This window comes from Mesorhizobium sp. P160927 (assembly GCF_057766385.1).
The window spans coordinates 2,878,718-2,895,104 of the sequence record NZ_JBYMDW010000001.1 but is presented as its reverse complement, the minus strand read 5'-3'; the positions used below and the strand labels follow the sequence as shown (position 1 = coordinate 2,895,104).

The window sequence follows — 16,387 nt, the reverse complement described above, 5'->3', positions numbered from 1 at the left end:
GGAACGCGCGGCCGACCTGTCTGTCGTCAGCGCAACTGGCTGGCTTCGTCGCCCTCGGCCGAGGCGGACTGCTGTGCGGTGCCGCCAGGGAGTTTCACCTTCAGGTTCTCGGTCATGAACTGCGTACCGGCGGCGACCACGACGTCACCCGGTTTCAATCCCTCCGCGACACGCACGCCGTCGGGGGCGAACTCTGCGACCTTGACCGAACGGGCATGGACGGTGTCGGCGTCACGATCGACCGTCCAGACGATTGACTGGCTGTCTTTCTCGGCCAGCGCACTGAGCGGGATGGACACGAGCTGCTTTTCGTTAGCCGCCGACGCTTCGATATTGGCGGTCATGCCGAGCAGCACGCGTGGGTCGTTGGGCAGGCTGACGCGGACGGCAAAGGTGCGCGACTGCGGATCGGCGCTGCCGGCGACCTCACGAACCTTGCCACCGAGCTTCAGCCGATCGTCCGACCAGAAGCCCGCCTTGACGTCCTTGCCCGGCTTGAACTCGGCGATCTCCATTTCCGGAACCGCGATCAGCACTTCCTTTTCACCGTCGACCGCGACGGTGACCACGGGCGTGCCCGAGCCGACCACCTGGCCGACATCGGCGTTTACCGCCGTGACGATGCCATCCCTGTCGGCCTTGAGGTCGGTATAGCCGACCTGGTTCCTGGCCTGGGCAAGCGTCGAGCGGGCGGAGTCGCGCGTGGCGACTGCCTGGTCGTAGGTCAGTGTCGCCTGTTCGAGCTGCGATTTCGGCGCGAAATTCTTGGCGAAAAGCTGTTCGGCGCGCTTGCGGGCGAGTTCGACCGTCTCGACCTGCCGTTCGGAGGCATCGAGTGCTGCCTGCGCGCTCTTGACCGACAGGTCATAGTCGGAGGGATCGATGCGGGCGAGCACGTCGCCAGGCGCCACGTGCTGGCCGATGTCGACGAGACGCTCGGTGATCTTGCCATTGACCCGGAAACCCAGCGTGCTCTCGGTGCGGGCGCGCACCGATCCGGAATAGGACAGCGTGCGGGTGTCATGCGCCTGGGCGATCTCGACGACCTTGACCGGGCGGACGATGTCCGTCACCTCGGCTTTTTCCTGCGAGCAGGCGGCGAGCGCAAGCGACGCGACGATCAGGCCGGCAGCCGGCAGCTTGCGAAGGATGGAACTGGGCAAAAACATCTTGGTACTCCCGACTGGAGACGGACTGTCGACACCGGCACCGGCTGGCGGCGGCTATTTCAAGGCTCTGATGGCGTAATCGATGAGGTCGTCGGGCATTGCCCGATTGGTCTTGGCGAGGCACTGCGCCACCATCTGCGGATGGCACAGGATGACGGTGGCGGCACCGAAGCACCGCGATGCGGTAACCGGGTCCTGCTTTCTGAACTCGCCGGCCTCGATGCCCTCGCCGATCACCTCGGCGAAGAGATCGTGAATGCTGTCGACATGCTTGTCGATCACGCCCCAGTCCCGCTCGAGCGCGACGATGACCATCTCGTGGACCTTCTGGTCGTCGAGCATGACCTCCATCGTCAGCTTGTACTGTGCATGCACATAACGACGCAGCCGCTCCTCGGCGCTGATCGGCAGGTGCATGATCTCGTACGCCATCTTGTAGCTGGCGCCGAGCATCCGGCCACATACGGCCTGGTGGATTTCGACCTTGGAAGCGAAGAACCTATAGATGTTCGCCGGCGACATGCCGAGTTCACGGGCGATGTCGGCGACATTGGTCTTGCCGTAGCCATAGTGCCGGAACAGGCGCTCGGCGCAATCGAGAATGCGCGTTACATTTTCCTGTCGGGCGACGTCGGCGACGATGTTGGCGGCTTCGGACATTAGCTCTCTGTCAAATAACGAGTGACGAATTTCGATTTTCATCACTCGTAAATCCAAATGAGCAGGGTGTCAACACCGATTCGATGTACGCGTACGATAGGTGACAAATGGTGACATCTAGTAGATGTCACAAGGCGCGCTCAGGATGCGGGCCATTGAAAATATTCTCTCGAAGACCGCCGGGGGGCTTCAGCCGACCTTGGCCATTTCCCGCAGCCGGAACTTCTGGATCTTGCCGGTCGAGGTCTTCGGTATCTCAGCGAAGATCACCGCTTTCGGCACTTTGAAGCGGGCGAGCAGCGTCCGGCAGTGCTCGATGATCTCGGCCTCGCTCGCCTCCTTGCCCGGCTTCAGTTCCACATACGCGACAGGCACCTCGCCCCATTTGTCGTCACGGCGCGCCACGACGCCGCAGGAGGCGACGGCAGGATGCTTGTAGAGCGCTTCCTCGACCTCGATCGAGGAAATGTTCTCGCCCCCGGAGATGATGATGTCCTTGGAGCGGTCCTTGAGCTGGATATAGCCATCCGGGTGCATGACGCCGAGATCGCCAGAGTGGAACCAGCCGCCGCCGAAAGCCTCGTCAGTCGCCCTGCGGTTCTTCAGATAACCCTTCATGACGATGTTGCCACGAAACATCACCTCGCCCATGGTCTTGCCATCGGCGGGCGTCTCGGCCATGGTCTCCGGATCCATTACCGTCAGGCCTTCGAGCGCGGCATAGCGCACGCCCTGTCGTGCCTTCTTGCCCGCCCTCGCCCCTTTGTCGAGTGCGTCCCAGCCATTATGCCATTCGTTGACGACTGCGGGACCATACGTCTCTGTCAGGCCGTAGAGATGAGTGACGGCAAAGCCGGCATCGGCCATGCCCGACAGCACGGCTTCGGGCGGCGGGGCGGCGGCCGTGTTGAAGGTTACGGTTTGCGCAAACGCGCGCTTGTCCTCGTCCCTGGCGTTGACCAGCACCGACATGACCACCGGCGCCCCGCACAGATGGGTGACGCCATGATCGGCGATAGCGTCAAAGATGGGCTTCGGTCGCACCCAGCGCAGGCAGACATGGGTGCCGGCCTGGACGGCGAGCGTCCAGGGAAAACACCAACCATTGCAGTGGAACATCGGCAGGGTCCAGAGATAGACCGCGTGCTTGGCCATGCCGGCATGGATGGTGTTGGTGTAGGCCATCAACGCAGCACCTCGGTGATGGTAGACGACGCCCTTGGGATTGCCTGTGGTGCCCGACGTATAATTGAGCGAGATCGCATCCCATTCGTCGTCGGGCATCGACCAGGCGAACGCCTCGTCGCCATTGGCGACAAAGGCCTCATAGTCCACCGTGCCGACCCGCTCGCCTTTCGGATAGGGCGCGTCGGTGGCGTATTCGGGATCGTCGTAGTCGATGACCAGCGGTTTGACCCCGGCCAGACCGAGCGCTTCCCGCACCACGCTGGAAAACTCGCGATCGACGATCAGCACCTTGGTCTCGGCATGGTCGAGCTGGAAGGCGATGACGGCGGCGTCGAGACGCGTGTTGAGCGAGTGCAGCACCGCCTTGGTCATCGGCACGCCGAAATGCGCCTCCAGCATCGGCGGCGTGTTCGACAGCATGACCGTCACCGTGTCGCCCTTGCCGATGCCATGCTTGTGCAGGGCAGAGGCGAGCTTCAACGAACGGCGCCAGAAACCGCGGTAACTGATGCGCTGACTGCCATGGATGATGGCGACATGGTCGGGATAGGTTCTTGCCGCGCGCTCCAGATAGGTGAGCGGCGTCAGTGGCTGGTGGTTGGCGGCGTTCCTGTCGAGATCCTGTTCGTAGGGATTGGCCATCCCATTCTCCCCAAACTCTTTTCGAGCTTTCTAACCTTACACTCGTCGTCACGCTATCCCCCCTGAAGGGCTGAGAATGCTATCCTGCACCGACTTGCTAGAATGGGAATCTCGATTGTGCCGCGCCAGCATGAGATCTCTTCATGTTTGTCCAAATTTGACTTTTGTCGAGAGCCGTGACTAATGTCAGCCAAGGAGGCGGCATGGCGATCCGACCGGCAGAACAGCTCATCCACAAGGCGGCCTGGCTTTACTATGCCCATGGGCTTCGCCAGGACGAAGTGGCCAATCAACTCAACATTTCGCGCGCTTCCGTCGCCATGTATCTGCGCAAGGCGCGTGAGACAGGCATCGTCAACATCTCGACCTCGACGCAACTCTTCACGGACGACGTCATGGCGCGCAGGCTGGAAGACGCCCTGAAGCTCGACGCCGTCTGGATCGCGCCTGAGAACGCCTATCTCGCCGACCCCTCGACCGATATCGCGGTGCTGGCGGCAAGCGTTTTCCTGGAACTCGTCGGGAAAGGCGACCGCATCGGCGTCGCCTGGGGCCGCACCGTCTACACCATCGCCGACATCATGTCCTATGCCGACCTGCAGGACGTCACCGTGGTGCAGCTCTGCGGCAATCTCGGCGCGCCGTATTCCTACCGTCCCGATCAATGCACGATGGAAATCGCGCGACGGCTCAATGCCAAGGGCCTCAACTTCTACGCGCCCCTGGTGCTGTCGACCGAGGAACTGGCGCAAGGCCTGCGCGCCGAACCTGTGATCCGCGACCAGCTTGCCGGGATCAGCGACTGCGATCTTGCGCTCTACTCCATCGGCGCGGTCGATGCCGACAGCCATCTGGTGAAGTGCGGCGCGCTGACGGCGGCCGAGATGGCGGCGCTGCGCAGGGAAGGTGCCGCGGGTGTTATTGCCGGGCAGATCATCGATGCCGGTGGCGAGTTGCTCGACTGCAGCTACAACCGGCGGGTCATCTCGGCGGGGCTTGCTTCACTGCGCGTTATCGGGAAGCGGCTGATGGTCGTGCAGGAAGACAGCAAGTTCGAGCCGCTGCTCGCGGCGATCGCCGGCGGCCTCTGCACGCATCTGGTGGTCGGCGCGCATATGGCGCAGCGGCTGCTCGATCATGCCGGAATGTCAGCAGAAAAGGCATCCTGAAAACCAACGCTTTGCCGACGCATTTGTCATCAAGGCGTTGCGGCATTCCTGTTCACCATCAAAGATAGCAACTGGACGAAACGAACATGAAGAATCTGTGGAACGACGACGCGGCCGAAAAACTCGTTGCCGATTATGCGAAGAAGGGCGTCGGCCGCGACCTCGCCTTGCGCGTCTACACGACGCGGCTTCTGGGCGGTGTGCCACAACTGGTCCTGCATGGCGGCGGCAACACCTCCTGCAAAATCAAGGCGACCGACCTCGTCGGCGACGAATGGGACGTGCTGTGCGTCAAGGGCAGCGGCTGGGACATGGCCGTCATCGAGCCGCAGGGCCTGCCCGCCGTCAAGATGGGCGCCCTGCTCAAGGCGCGCAAGCTGGACAGGCTTTCCGACGAGGACATGGTCGCGTTGCAGCGGGCCAACCTGATCGACCCCGCCTCGCCCAACCCTTCGGTCGAGACCCTGCTACATGCCTTCCTGCCGCATAAATTCGTCGACCACACCCACTCCACCGCCATCCTGGCCATCGTCGACCAGGAAGACAGCAAGCCGCTGGTGGCAAAGGTGTTCGGAGCACAAATGGGCTATGTGCCCTACATCATGCCAGGCTTCGATCTCGCCAAGGCGGCCGCCGATGTGTTCGACGCCGACCCGACGGTAGAAGGCCTGATCCTCGACAAGCACGGCATCTTCACTTTCGGCGAGGATGCCAGGCAGGCCTATGATCGGATGATCCACTATGTGAACGTAGCCGAGGCTTATGTGGCCGAGCATGCCAAGCCGAAGGCTGCAAAGGCGGCATTGCCGGCAAGGCTATCGTCACCGGCGGCGATCGCGCCCATGCTGCGCGGCGCTGTAGCGGCGCCACGCGGCGAAGGTCGCTTCGACCGCATGATCTCTGACTTCCGCACCTCGGACGCGATCGTCGATTTCATCAGTTCTGCAGAGATCGCCGACTATGCAGGACGCGGCGTGTCGACGCCGGATCTGTCGATCCGCATCAAGACCGGGCCGATGGCCGTGCCAGCGCCCGACGCCGACAAGATCGGCGACTACAAGGCCGTAATCCAGAACCATGTCGACGCTTTCGCCAAGGATTACCGCGCCTATTTCGAGACCAATGACGCGCTCGACGACGTCAAGCGCACCATGCTCGATCCGATGCCCCGGCTGACGCTGGTGCCGGGGCTCGGCATGTTCGGCCACGGCCGCACGCTGAAGGACGCAAGGATCGCCTCGGACGTTGGCGAGATGTGGATCGAGGCCGTGCGCGGCGCCGAGGCCGTCGGCCGTTTCCACCCGCTATCCAAGGCCGACCTGTTCCCGCTCGAATACTGGTCGCTGGAACAGGCCAAGCTTGCCTCCAACAAGCCGAAGCCGCTGACCGGCCAAGTGATGCTGATCACCGGCGGCGCCGGTGCAATTGGTGCGGCGACCGCAAAACTGTTCGCCGACAATGGCGCTCATGCCGTCGTCGTCGATCTCGACGCCGAAAAGGCCGCTGATGCCGCCAAGAAAGCCGGCAACAATTCGATTGGCGTCGGCGCCGACATCACCGACCCGGACCAGATGCGTGCCGCCTTCGACAAGGCGGTCGCCGTCTTCGGCGGCGTCGACATATTGGTGTCCAATGCGGGTGCTGCCTGGGAAGGCCGCATCGGCGAGCTTGACGATACGCTGCTGCGCAAGAGCTTCGAGCTCAATTTCTTCGCCCACCAGTCGGCAGCGCAGAACGCCGTGCGGATCATGCTGGAACAGGGCACCGGAGGCGCACTCCTGTTCAACACCTCCAAGCAGGCGGTCAATCCGGGTCCAAAATTCGGCGCCTATGGCGTGCCGAAAGCGGCGACGCTGTTCCTGTCAAGGCAATACGCGCTCGACTACGGCGCCCATGGCATCCGCTCCAACGCCGTCAACGCCGACCGCATCCGCTCGGGCCTGTTGACCGACGCCATGATCGCCAGCCGCTCCGGCGCGCGCGGCGTGTCGGAGAAGGAATACATGTCCGGCAATCTGCTCGGCCAGGAAGTAACGGCGCAGGATGTGGCGCAGGCCTTCCTGCACCATGCATTGGCCGACCGGACGACCGCTGATGTGACGACGGTCGACGGCGGCAACATAGCGGCGGCGCTACGGTAGGTTTGCAAGAACCGCGTTGTCGGCGACGAATTGCAGCTTGCTGGTACCGGTTCGCATTCCGACCTGTTCCGTGAGTGAAGACAGTCTTCGATAGAAAAGCCGCCTGCAACAATTGCTGCAGGCGGCTCTCAGTTGTTAGCCTTATCGCTTGCAGCGAAACCTACTTCGCGTTCGGGTTCGGCATCCAGGCCGGCATGGCGACGTCGGCATGGGCGAACTGCGGCAGCTTGGCCGACAAGTCTTCCATGTTCTTGATGTCCTTGTCGATCAGCTCCTGTTGGGTGATCAGCGTCGGCGGCACGATCACGTTGTGGCCGGGATCTTCGCCGGCGAGCAGTTGCGCCAGGGCGCGCACCGAGACCTGCCCGACGACGGCCGGGTTGGTGGCGGCGGTTGCCGCCCAGGCACTGTCGGGCTCGCGCATCGCCGCGATGTCGGACGTCGAAATGTCGGCCGAATAGATCTTGATCTTTTTGTTCAGGCCGGCTTCGTCGACGGCGATCTTCACGCCCTTGGCGAACTCGTCATAGGGCGCGAACATCACGTTGATGTCGGGGTGTGCCGACAGGACCGAGCGCGCCTGGTTGGCGACGGAGTTGGCGATCGGATTGTCGAGCGTGCCGAACATGGCGGCTTCCTTGATGCCGGCATGCTTTTTCTTGACGTCTACCCAGGTCTCGTTGCGGCGGTCGAGCGGCGCGATGCCGGCGACATAGACATAGCCGGCATTCCAGCTCTCGCCATTGTCCTTGACTGCCTGTTCAAGCGCCAGCCGTGCCAGGTCTTTGTCCGACTGTTCGATTTGCGGGATCTTGGGGTTTTCGACATTGACGTCGAATGCCACCACCTTGATGCCCGCGTCGACGGCGCGCTGGGCGGCGTCCTTCATAGATTCCGTCAGGCCGTGCTGGATGATGATGCCCTGCACGCCGAGCGCGATGGCCTGATCGACCATGTCGGACTGAAGGGCGGCGTCCTGGCGGCTGTCGAGCACGCGCAGGTCGATACCGAGCGCCTTCGACTGCGCCTCGACGCCCGACAGATAGGCCTGGAAGAAGTCGCCGGTCGAGAGATAGCGGACCAGCGCGATCTTCACGCCAGGTTTGTCGAACGGCGCCGGCTTGTCGGCGGCAAATGCCCCCTGCATCAGCATGGTTGCGCCGGCGAGCCCGAGCGCCACTTTCCCCAGAAGTCTTCTTGTGATGTTCACCTTGTTTTCCTCCACTTTTTGTTGAACCCAAAATCCTGTCCGGCCGAATGCTAGTTCCTGCCCCTGCCCGAAAGGGCAAAGGTGAAGACAAGGGCGACGACCAGAACCACGCCCTTGACGAAATCCTGCGTGTAGTAGGGCGCGTTCATCATTGTCAGGCCTTGCAGCAAGATGCCGACGAACAGCGCGCCGATGGCGGTTCCGAAAGCGTTTGGCTTGGCGGCGCCGAGCACCGCGTAGCCGATCAGCGCCGCGGCAACCGCATCGAGCAGCAGATTATTACCCGAGGCGATGTCGCCACGTCCAAGCCGGGCGGCGAGCAAAATGCCACCGATCGAGGCAAAAACGCCTGAAATAACGTAGGCCCAGATCTTGTATGCCTTGACAGGCGCGCCGGCGAGTTCGGCGGCGCGCTCATTGCTGCCGACCGCATACATCATGCGGCCGAAGCGGGTGTATTCGAGGAAGAACCAGATGAGCACCGCCAGCACCAGAAGCACGACGACCGAGACCGGGATGAGGTTGGGGATGAAGAAGTCGAAGCGGTGGCGGCCAAGCGCCAGGAAGGCATCGGAGAACTTGCCCCCGGCGACCGAGCCATCGGGCATGGTCATGCCGGTGGCGATGGAGCGGCCTTCCGTTGGGATGCGCTGCAGACCGACCAGCAGGAACATCATGCCGAGCGTCGCCAGGAGATCGGGTACGCGCATGTAGACGATCAGCCAGCCATTGATCAGGCCGACAATGGCGCCGATCGACAGGCAGACGATGACCGCCACGAATGCATTCTGCTCCAGCACCACCATCACGTAGGCCGCCGCCATCATGGCCGAGGTTGCGACCGAACCGATCGACAGGTCGAAGCCGCCGACGACAAGCGTGGCGGTGACACCGAGCGCCAGCACGCCGGTGATGGCGACAGACTGGAAGATGAAGACGGCACTTTGCGGCGAGACGAACCCGTCGGCGGCGATCGCGAAATAGGCAACCAATCCGAACAGCAGCACGATGAACCCATAGCGGATGGCGTAGTCGCGCAGCGTCATTCGGCGCACCCCGGCGCCGCTGCCGTTTTTACCCAACTCGAAGCCATGGTCTCTCCATTCCAATTCCATCGGCCGCCACGCTCAGGCAGCGCTGTGCAGCGGTCCACCGGCAACCTCGGCCAACAGGCGGTCGAGGTCGACATCGGCATTGCGGTGTTCGCCGACGATCGTGTGCTCCGACATCACCAGGATGCGGTCGGCCGTCTCCAGCGCTTCGTCGAGTTCGGTGACGAACAGAAGCGTGGCGCGGCCATTGGCGCTTGCCCTCAGCTTGGCGGCGATATCGCGCCGGGCCGAAATGTCGACGCCCTGGAACGGCTCGTCGAGGATGAACAGCGCGGCATTCTGCGCCATCCAGCGGGCGACCATCACCTTCTGCTGGTTGCCGCCCGACAGCGCCGACATCTCGTCCTTTTCGGAGCGGCAGACGATGCCTAGTTGCTCGATCTGCCTGCGTGCGGTGGCGCGTTCGAGGCGGCCCCTGAGCACACTCAGACTGGACATGCGCTTCAGAAAGGGCAGGCTGACATTGCGCTCGATGTTGAAGCCGTCGACGATGCCGCTGGTCGCACGATCCTTGGCGACGAGGAACACGCCGGCTGCGATCGCGTCGCCAGCCGAGCGCGGCGCGTAAGGCTTGCCGTTCATCGTCATGGTGCCGGCGAGCGGCCGGCGCACACCGAACAGCGTTTCGGCAAGAGCGGTCTTGCCGACGCCGACGAGGCCGGTGATGGCGACGACCTCGCCATCGCCGAGTGTCAGCGACATCGGCTTGGCGCCCTGCGCGATGCGCAGGCCTTCGACGCTCAGGACCGCCCTGGCGGAACTCCTGGCCACGATCCGGTCGAGATGGATCTTGCGGCCGAGCATGGCGTTGACCGCGCCTTCATAGTCGAGCGGCTTGGTATCGAAGGCGCCGGAGACGACACCGTCGCGCATCGAGACGATGCGATCCGCGAGCCGCCTGATGTCCGACATGCGGTGCGAGATGTAGAGGATCGCCACGCCCTGCTCGCGCAGCCGGTCGACCAGCGCGAACAGCCTGTCGGCCTCGGCACTGGAGAGCGACGAGGTCGGCTCATCGAGGATCAGCACTTTCGGCTGGTGCGCCAGCGCCCGGGCAATCGCCACCATCTGGCGGTCGGCCAGCGAAAGATCGCTGACGCGCGCCTTCAAATCGATGGCCAGCCCCATGCGGTCGGCGACCGCCCTGGCCTCACGGCGCACGCGAGCGGGATTGAACAGGGTCGGCACGCCCCGGCCGCTCAGCCTGTCGAGCGTGAGATTGGTGGCGACATCAAGGTCGGCGACGACGCCGTCATTGATGTTCTGGTGCACGGTGACGACGCCGGCGCGGATAGCTTCCGCCGGAGTGTTCGGCGCGAAGTCCTCCCCGGCGAGCGTCATGGCGCCGCCGCCACGCTCGTAAACGCCGCTGACGATCTTGACGAGGGTGGATTTGCCGGCGCCGTTGGCGCCCATCAGCACGGTCACTTCACCGGCATGGAGGTCCAGCGCGATGCCGCCAAGCACCTCGTTACGGCCAAAGGATTTCCTCAGTCCCTCTACGCGGAACACGGCATTACCGACCATGCGTTCCTCCCTGGTGATGACGCTATGGTCAATGTCGGCAATTGTCAACACGATTGACAATTGCCAGACAGCTTCCTAGCTTGGCCCCGCCGCTAGGGCTCCCTATGATCGGAGCACATAGGCGGGAGGGACAAGAATGACTGGGAACTTGCCGTTCGAAGCATTGTCGGTGGAGACGCTCGCAACACGTCTGGGCGCGAACGAGGCCTTGTGTGCCAGGATCGGGAAGGACACCAGCGCCTGGAAAGTTCGCGAGGTCGGCGACGGCAATCTCAACCTGGTGTTCATCGTCGAAGGCGCCAGTGGCGGCGCCATCGTCAAGCAGGCCCTGCCCTATGTCCGCCTCGTCGGCGACAGCTGGCCGCTGCCGCTCAAACGTTCTTTCTTCGAATACCATGCACTGACCCGGCAAGAGGCGCGCGCGCCGGGCTCGGTGCCGGCGATCTACTACTTCGACGAGGTCCAGGCGCTGATCATCATGGAGTATCTGGCGCCGCCACACATCATTCTCAGGCGCGCCCTGATCGACGGGCGCCAGTTGCCGAACATTGCCAGGGATATCGGTCTGTTCATGGCCCGCACGCTGTTTCGCGGTTCCGACCTGTCGATGGTGACCAAGGACCGCAAGGCGGATTTGGCGCTGTTCGCCGACAATGTCGAGCTTTGCGACATCACCGAGAACCTGGTGTTTTCCGACCCCTATTTCGACGCCAAGATGAACCGCCACACCAGTCCGCAGCTCGACGGGCTGGTCGCCGAACTGCGCGCCGACCGCGACCTCAAGGTGGAGGCGCAGCGGCTGAAGCATATGTTCGCCGCCAATGCCGAGACGCTGCTGCATGGCGACCTGCATTCCGGCTCGATCATGGTCACCGATCAGGAAACGCGGATGATCGATCCGGAGTTCGCCTTCTACGGTCCGATGGCCTTCGATGTCGGCATGCTGCTCGCCAATTTCTGGATGTCGTTCTTCTCGCAGCGCGGGCATGAGCAGAACGGGAAGCGCGACGCCATGCGCGCCTATCTGCTCGGCGTCACGGCTGAAACCTGGGCGGTGTTCCGCGCCGAGTTCTCGCTGTTATGGCACACCGAGCGCACCGGCATGCTCTATCAAAAAAGCCTGTTCGAGGATCAGGGCGACCGGCTGGGCGCCGAGCAGGCGCTCGACAACGTCCTGCACCAGATCTGGGACGATCTGCTCGGTTTTGCCGGCATCGAGGTGCACAGGCGCATCCTTGGCCTCGCCCACAATGCCGACTTCGAGACCATTGCCGATGAAGATCTGCGCGCCAGTTGTGAGGCGAAGGCACTGAAATTCGGCCGCCACATCGCCGTCAACCGGCGCCAGATCCACAGCATCGACGAGATCAATAATCTGGCCGCGCTTATCGAACAGGAGAACAGCATTTGAACGTCGGCGACCGCCACTACCGGACCATCTGGCTCAGCGAGGACGGCCGCTCGGTGGAGATCATCGACCAACGCTGGCTGCCACATGAATTCCGCATCGAGAAGCTCGTCACTGTCGCCGGCGTCGCCACCGCGATCCGCGACATGTGGGTGCGTGGCGCACCTCTGATCGGGGTCACCGCGGCCTATGGCGTCGCCATGCAGATGACGGATGATGCATCCGACGAAGCGCTCGACACTGTGTGGGAGGTACTGCACGATACCAGGCCAACGGCAATCAACCTGCGCTGGGCGCTTGACGAGATGCGCCGTTTCCTGCGGCCGTTGCCGCTTGGTGAACGCGCCGCGGCCGCCTACCGGCGTGCCAACGAGATCGCCGACGAGGATGTCGGGCTCAACCGCGCCATCGGCGAGAACGGTCTCGCCATCATCAAGGATATCGCGGCGCGCAAGCAGCCGGGCGAGACGGTCAATATCCTCACCCACTGCAATGCCGGCTGGCTGGCGACGGTCGACTACGGGACAGCCACTTCACCGATCTACCTCGCTGTCGAAGCCGGCATTCCGGTCCATGTCTATGTCGATGAAACACGCCCACGCAACCAGGGCGCCCAACTCACCGCCTGGGAGATGGCCGGCCACGGCGTGCCGCACACGCTGATCGTCGACAATGCCGGCGGCCATCTGATGCAACGCGGCGCAATCGACATGGTCATCGTCGGCACCGACCGCACCACCGCCGACGGCGACGTCTGCAACAAGATCGGCACCTATCTGAAGGCACTCGCCGCCGCGGACAACGACGTGCCGTTCTACGTCGCGCTGCCTTCGCCGACCATCGACTGGACGGTGGGCGACGGACTTGCCGAAATCCCGATCGAGGAACGCTCCGGCGACGAGGTTTCGCTGGTGTGGGGCAAGACAGCGAGCGGCGAGATCGCCCAGGTACGCGTCTCGCCCGAAGCAACGCCTGCGGCAAACCCCGCCTTCGACGTGACGCCGGCGCGGCTGGTCACCGGGTTGATCACCGAACGCGGCGTCGCCAAGGCGTCGCGCGAAGGGCTGAAGGCGATGTTCCCCGAGCGGGGGTAGTCGGGCCGCGCTCAGAACTCGGCGTTGTCCAGCGCGTTCACGAATTCCAGCGAGCGCCGCAAGGCGCCGCGAATGGTGCCGATATCCACCGGCGTGCTTCGCCGCTGGGGATCACTGCGCCGCGGGCGCTGCAGCCGCAACGGCAGTTCGATGCTGACTGGCAGCGTGGCGGGCAACACGGCCCAGTAGGATGCATAGTCGACAGAGCCGTCGCCGATGGCGCAGAACGCCCACCCCGCCCCGGTGCTGACGACATCCTTCAGATGAGCATGTCCAACCGTATCGATGGCATCAGCGATATCTTGAGCCGGCTGCATCGTCTCGCCGCTGTAGGTGAAGACGTTGCCGGCATCGTGGTTCAGGCGGACGTACGGCGATCCGATATCGCGGACGAAGCTTGCCCCTGATTGAGCGCTGCCGAGCAGATCGCCGCTCCCATGCCCGGGGTTCTCGAGCGCCATAACAACATCAGCCTGTTCCAGCCGCGGCAGAACGGCATCGATCGTCGCGCGGATAGCCGCGCTGTTTCTCGCCGAACCGGTATTGGTGATCAGGAACGAAGCGCCAAGCCCGGCGGCAAAGCCGATCCGCCGGGACAACGCTTCGATCGCATCGGGCCCCGACAGGTCGAGATGAGCCGACACGGCGTTGATGCCAAGCCCGGCATTTTGCGCCGTCCGGCGCAGCTTCAATGCCTGCGCCTCGGCAAACATATCCTCGTCGAAATCGACATAGCCGCTGATAAAGGCCGGCTCGACATGGACACCCACAGCGGCAATCTCCTCGATGGCGAAATCGATGGAATAGCCGTCGAAGAGAGCGGTCGATACCGATACGATCCGCGAAGGCAGGGCTCAGGCTCCCTTGCCGTAGACGATCAGTTCCGAGGCTTCCTTCACCTTGGCCGGCGAGAGTGCCTCGCGCCAATCGTCACGGACCACGACGCCCTTGGCGAAGCGCATCAGGCGCAGAGCGGCGTCGGACGGCACTTTCGGCGAGAAGCCGAACCACATGGCGATCTCGACATTTAGATGACCGATCAGGAAGTCGAGCGCGGCCTGCCTTGGAATGCCGTATTTGCGCTCGCACTCCTCGACGGCCTCGACCATCGTGTCGACGAAAGGCATGGCGACCATTTCGGACAGGCCGGGCTCCAGGATTGCCAGCTGTTCGACCGTCACCCGGTGGCTGTCGATGATCGGCGACCACATTGCCTTACACACCTCCTCGCCAAGCGCGTAGTCCTCTTCGGGTCCCTGCATCAGGGCGCAGACGATCGACTGCCTGGCGATGCCGCCATGATAGTCGCGACGCGCGGCCCACTCCGTCTCGTCGCCGAACAAGGGCGGATGGCAGGGATGACCGACGAAATAGGTGAGATCCGGTCGATCGCCGGGCAGGTCGCCGGCATAGGGCGCCGCGGCATCCAGAACGAGGATCATGGTGCCCTTGGCAAGCATCGGCGAGACCTGCCGCGTCACCTGGCCGATGATGTTGTCCGGCAGGGCCATGACCACCACTTTGGCTCCGGGAATGCCTTCCTCCATGGCGACGGCGGCGATATCAGCTTCTCCCAGCCGCTTGCGGCCGGCCTCTCCGATCTCCACGGCGCGGACATCGTAGCCCGCTTCGATCAGCTTACGTGTCACGCGGAAGCCCATCTTCCCGCCTGCTCCAAGCACCGCTACGGATATCCTCATATCTCTTCTCCCATTTTATCTTGATGGCGCGCCGATGACGCAGATTCAGCCGAACGCTTGCAGCGCGGCCTCGAGCTCCGGACGCGTGGCGGCGTAGTCGCGCGCGGGAATGCCTGCCGCCGCGGCTTCGAAAGCATCGTGCAGGCTTTGAACACCGGCGGCCGGACCGCCCGGATGCGCCATGATCCCGCCGCCGCAGCAATAGATGAAATCGTTCGAGCCGAGCCTTTCATAGGTCTCGCCCGCCTGCACCGCGGTCTGTCCAGACGAAAACACCGGCATCACCGTATCGGGACGGTCGGCCCGGCCGAACATCGGAGTGAGGCAGGCGTGGGCGGATGCCATCACCGAACCGTCGAGCTCGCAGAATTTGTTGGACAACCCGTTGACGTGCATGTGGTCGATGCCGGCCAGGCGCCAGAATTTCTGGTAGGCGAGATAGCTCATGCCGAGATCAGGAGAACGGCTGAAGAGGCCCCAGCCCGCCCGATGGCCGTGAAGCGCAACGGCGGAATGCCGGCGCATCTCGACGACACCCGACAGGCCGACGGAATTCAGGACCAGCATGGCGCAGGTGCCGCCACGGCGCTCGATCAGATCAAGCTGGCGGCGCATGGCGTCGATGTCCCCGGAAATGTTGGCCGCGTACATGACCTTGCGCCCGGTCCTGTCGGCGTGCCGGTCGATGACAGCCATGACCGCCTCGAACCGCTGTTCGAACGGCGAATGCGGGGGATCTCCCATCAGTTCGTCGTCCTTGATGAAGTCGAGGCCAGATGAGATCAGCGTATCGGCCAGGGTCGCGGTATCCGCTGGCGTAAGACCGACGCTCGGTTTGACGATGGTGCCGACCAGCGGCCGTCCCGCGACGCCGGTCAGACGACGCGTGCCTTCGACAGCGAAAGCCGGCCCCGGATAGGCATTAGCGAAGACATCGGGAAAGCTGACGTCGAGCAGACGCATGGCCGAGAAATGATGCAGCTCGAACAGATTGCCGAGAACCGTCGACCAGACCGAAGCCAGCACGGTGCCCATGTTCTCGACGTTCCAGGAAAGACCCACTTTGGCCCGGCGCGGCCTGACGGCCGCCGTATCTCGGGGCGCGCGCGAAAACGGCAACGCCTCGCCATCGACCTCGCCAAGATCCTCGATTAATTCGACGCGCGCGCCGAATCTGAGCAGCAGTTCCGGCGTCTCCCCAGGGATGGGACGGAATGTCCCGCTCGATTGCTCACCCGCCATCGCGGCCGCGGCGACCTCCATGGGATAGCGGGTTTCGATCAGGTAGGTGGCGTTAAGGCGACCGGTCAATGCAGGCTTCCCGGCTGGAATGAACTTCATGGCGGGAGCGATAGCATCAAAAAGAT

General features: G+C 63.4%; 13 protein-coding genes. 4 read left to right on the top strand and 9 right to left on the bottom strand.

What is annotated here, in order from left to right; translation table 11 throughout:
- Positions 1–26: 26 nt before the first annotated feature.
- The 3 genes from AC3CB8_RS13915 to AC3CB8_RS13905 all read right to left on the bottom strand — a co-directional run bounded on the left by AC3CB8_RS13915 (position 27) and on the right by AC3CB8_RS13905 (position 3,659).
- The gene (locus AC3CB8_RS13915) at positions 27–1,169 is read right to left on the bottom strand and encodes an efflux RND transporter periplasmic adaptor subunit (protein ID WP_023771071.1); all 1,143 of its coding nucleotides are present in this window, start codon (positions 1,167–1,169) and stop codon (positions 27–29) included.
- A 54-nt stretch (positions 1,170–1,223) separates the two neighbouring features.
- A complete protein-coding gene (locus AC3CB8_RS13910; RefSeq protein ID WP_015318925.1) occupies positions 1,224–1,829 on the bottom strand; it encodes a TetR/AcrR family transcriptional regulator in 606 nt (201 codons plus the stop codon).
- Between the two features lie 189 nt (positions 1,830–2,018).
- Positions 2,019–3,659: an acyl-CoA synthetase gene (locus AC3CB8_RS13905; RefSeq protein WP_352546543.1), complete on the bottom strand. Its 1,641-nt coding sequence runs from the start codon at positions 3,657–3,659 to the stop codon at positions 2,019–2,021.
- A 203-nt stretch (positions 3,660–3,862) separates the two neighbouring features.
- Between AC3CB8_RS13905 and AC3CB8_RS13900 the strand changes: the two genes are divergently transcribed.
- Both AC3CB8_RS13900 and AC3CB8_RS13895 read left to right on the top strand, forming a co-directional pair.
- Positions 3,863–4,828 (top strand): sugar-binding transcriptional regulator, encoded by a 966-nt coding sequence (locus AC3CB8_RS13900; protein ID WP_023771073.1) that lies wholly within the window; start codon positions 3,863–3,865, stop codon positions 4,826–4,828.
- 86 nt (positions 4,829–4,914) lie between these two features.
- A complete protein-coding gene (locus AC3CB8_RS13895) occupies positions 4,915–6,969 on the top strand; it encodes a bifunctional aldolase/short-chain dehydrogenase (RefSeq protein ID WP_352562994.1) in 2,055 nt (684 codons plus the stop codon).
- Between the two features lie 160 nt (positions 6,970–7,129).
- Here AC3CB8_RS13895 and AC3CB8_RS13890 read toward each other — a convergent pair whose 3' ends face one another.
- The 3 genes from AC3CB8_RS13890 to AC3CB8_RS13880 form a co-directional block, all read right to left on the bottom strand.
- On the bottom strand, positions 7,130–8,179 hold the full coding sequence (locus AC3CB8_RS13890; protein WP_023771075.1) for a substrate-binding domain-containing protein: 1,050 nt from the start codon (positions 8,177–8,179) through the stop codon (positions 7,130–7,132).
- A gap of 50 nt (positions 8,180–8,229) precedes the next feature.
- On the bottom strand, positions 8,230–9,225 hold the full coding sequence (locus AC3CB8_RS13885; RefSeq protein ID WP_023794630.1) for an ABC transporter permease: 996 nt from the start codon (positions 9,223–9,225) through the stop codon (positions 8,230–8,232).
- An 81-nt stretch (positions 9,226–9,306) separates the two neighbouring features.
- Positions 9,307–10,818: a sugar ABC transporter ATP-binding protein gene (locus tag AC3CB8_RS13880; protein ID WP_023771076.1), complete on the bottom strand. Its 1,512-nt coding sequence runs from the start codon at positions 10,816–10,818 to the stop codon at positions 9,307–9,309.
- 136 nt (positions 10,819–10,954) lie between these two features.
- Between AC3CB8_RS13880 and mtnK the strand changes: the two genes are divergently transcribed.
- Both mtnK and mtnA read left to right on the top strand, forming a co-directional pair.
- The gene (gene mtnK / locus AC3CB8_RS13875) at positions 10,955–12,229 is read left to right on the top strand and encodes an S-methyl-5-thioribose kinase (RefSeq protein WP_352562993.1); all 1,275 of its coding nucleotides are present in this window, start codon (positions 10,955–10,957) and stop codon (positions 12,227–12,229) included.
- The gene (gene mtnA / locus AC3CB8_RS13870; RefSeq protein WP_023771078.1) at positions 12,226–13,320 is read left to right on the top strand and encodes an S-methyl-5-thioribose-1-phosphate isomerase; all 1,095 of its coding nucleotides are present in this window, start codon (positions 12,226–12,228) and stop codon (positions 13,318–13,320) included. The genes mtnK and mtnA overlap by 4 nt, the downstream gene beginning before the upstream one ends.
- 11 nt (positions 13,321–13,331) lie before the next feature.
- Here the strand turns inward: mtnA and AC3CB8_RS13865 are convergent, their stop codons facing one another.
- The 3 genes from AC3CB8_RS13865 to AC3CB8_RS13855 all read right to left on the bottom strand — a co-directional run bounded on the left by AC3CB8_RS13865 (position 13,332) and on the right by AC3CB8_RS13855 (position 16,361).
- Positions 13,332–14,033, bottom strand: a complete 702-nt coding sequence (locus tag AC3CB8_RS13865; protein WP_245275500.1) for a sugar phosphate isomerase/epimerase family protein — start codon at positions 14,031–14,033, stop codon at positions 13,332–13,334.
- 141 nt (positions 14,034–14,174) lie between these two features.
- Positions 14,175–15,020, bottom strand: coding sequence for a phosphogluconate dehydrogenase C-terminal domain-containing protein (locus tag AC3CB8_RS13860; RefSeq protein ID WP_023771080.1), 846 nt, complete (start codon positions 15,018–15,020; stop codon positions 14,175–14,177).
- A gap of 45 nt (positions 15,021–15,065) precedes the next feature.
- The gene (locus tag AC3CB8_RS13855; protein ID WP_435052985.1) at positions 15,066–16,361 is read right to left on the bottom strand and encodes a ribulose-bisphosphate carboxylase large subunit family protein; all 1,296 of its coding nucleotides are present in this window, start codon (positions 16,359–16,361) and stop codon (positions 15,066–15,068) included.
- Positions 16,362–16,387 lie beyond the last annotated feature (26 nt).

Bases quoted from the DNA above. Each gene is read 5' to 3' on its own strand.
- AC3CB8_RS13900 (WP_023771073.1), top strand. From the start codon at position 3,863: ATGGCGATCCGACCGGCAGAACAGCTCATCCACAAGGCGGCCTGGCTT.
- AC3CB8_RS13855 (WP_435052985.1), bottom strand. From the start codon at position 16,361: ATGAAGTTCATTCCAGCCGGGAAGCCTGCATTGACCGGTCGCCTTAAC.
- AC3CB8_RS13905 (WP_352546543.1), bottom strand. From the start codon at position 3,659: ATGGCCAATCCCTACGAACAGGATCTCGACAGGAACGCCGCCAACCAC.
- AC3CB8_RS13885 (WP_023794630.1), bottom strand. From the start codon at position 9,225: ATGACGCTGCGCGACTACGCCATCCGCTATGGGTTCATCGTGCTGCTG.
- AC3CB8_RS13915 (WP_023771071.1), bottom strand. From the start codon at position 1,169: ATGTTTTTGCCCAGTTCCATCCTTCGCAAGCTGCCGGCTGCCGGCCTG.
- mtnK (WP_352562993.1), top strand. From the start codon at position 10,955: ATGACTGGGAACTTGCCGTTCGAAGCATTGTCGGTGGAGACGCTCGCA.
- AC3CB8_RS13910 (WP_015318925.1), bottom strand. From the start codon at position 1,829: ATGTCCGAAGCCGCCAACATCGTCGCCGACGTCGCCCGACAGGAAAAT.
- AC3CB8_RS13895 (WP_352562994.1), top strand. From the start codon at position 4,915: ATGAAGAATCTGTGGAACGACGACGCGGCCGAAAAACTCGTTGCCGAT.
- AC3CB8_RS13880 (WP_023771076.1), bottom strand. From the start codon at position 10,818: ATGGTCGGTAATGCCGTGTTCCGCGTAGAGGGACTGAGGAAATCCTTT.
- AC3CB8_RS13865 (WP_245275500.1), bottom strand. From the start codon at position 14,033: ATGTTTGCCGAGGCGCAGGCATTGAAGCTGCGCCGGACGGCGCAAAAT.
- AC3CB8_RS13860 (WP_023771080.1), bottom strand. From the start codon at position 15,020: ATGAGGATATCCGTAGCGGTGCTTGGAGCAGGCGGGAAGATGGGCTTC.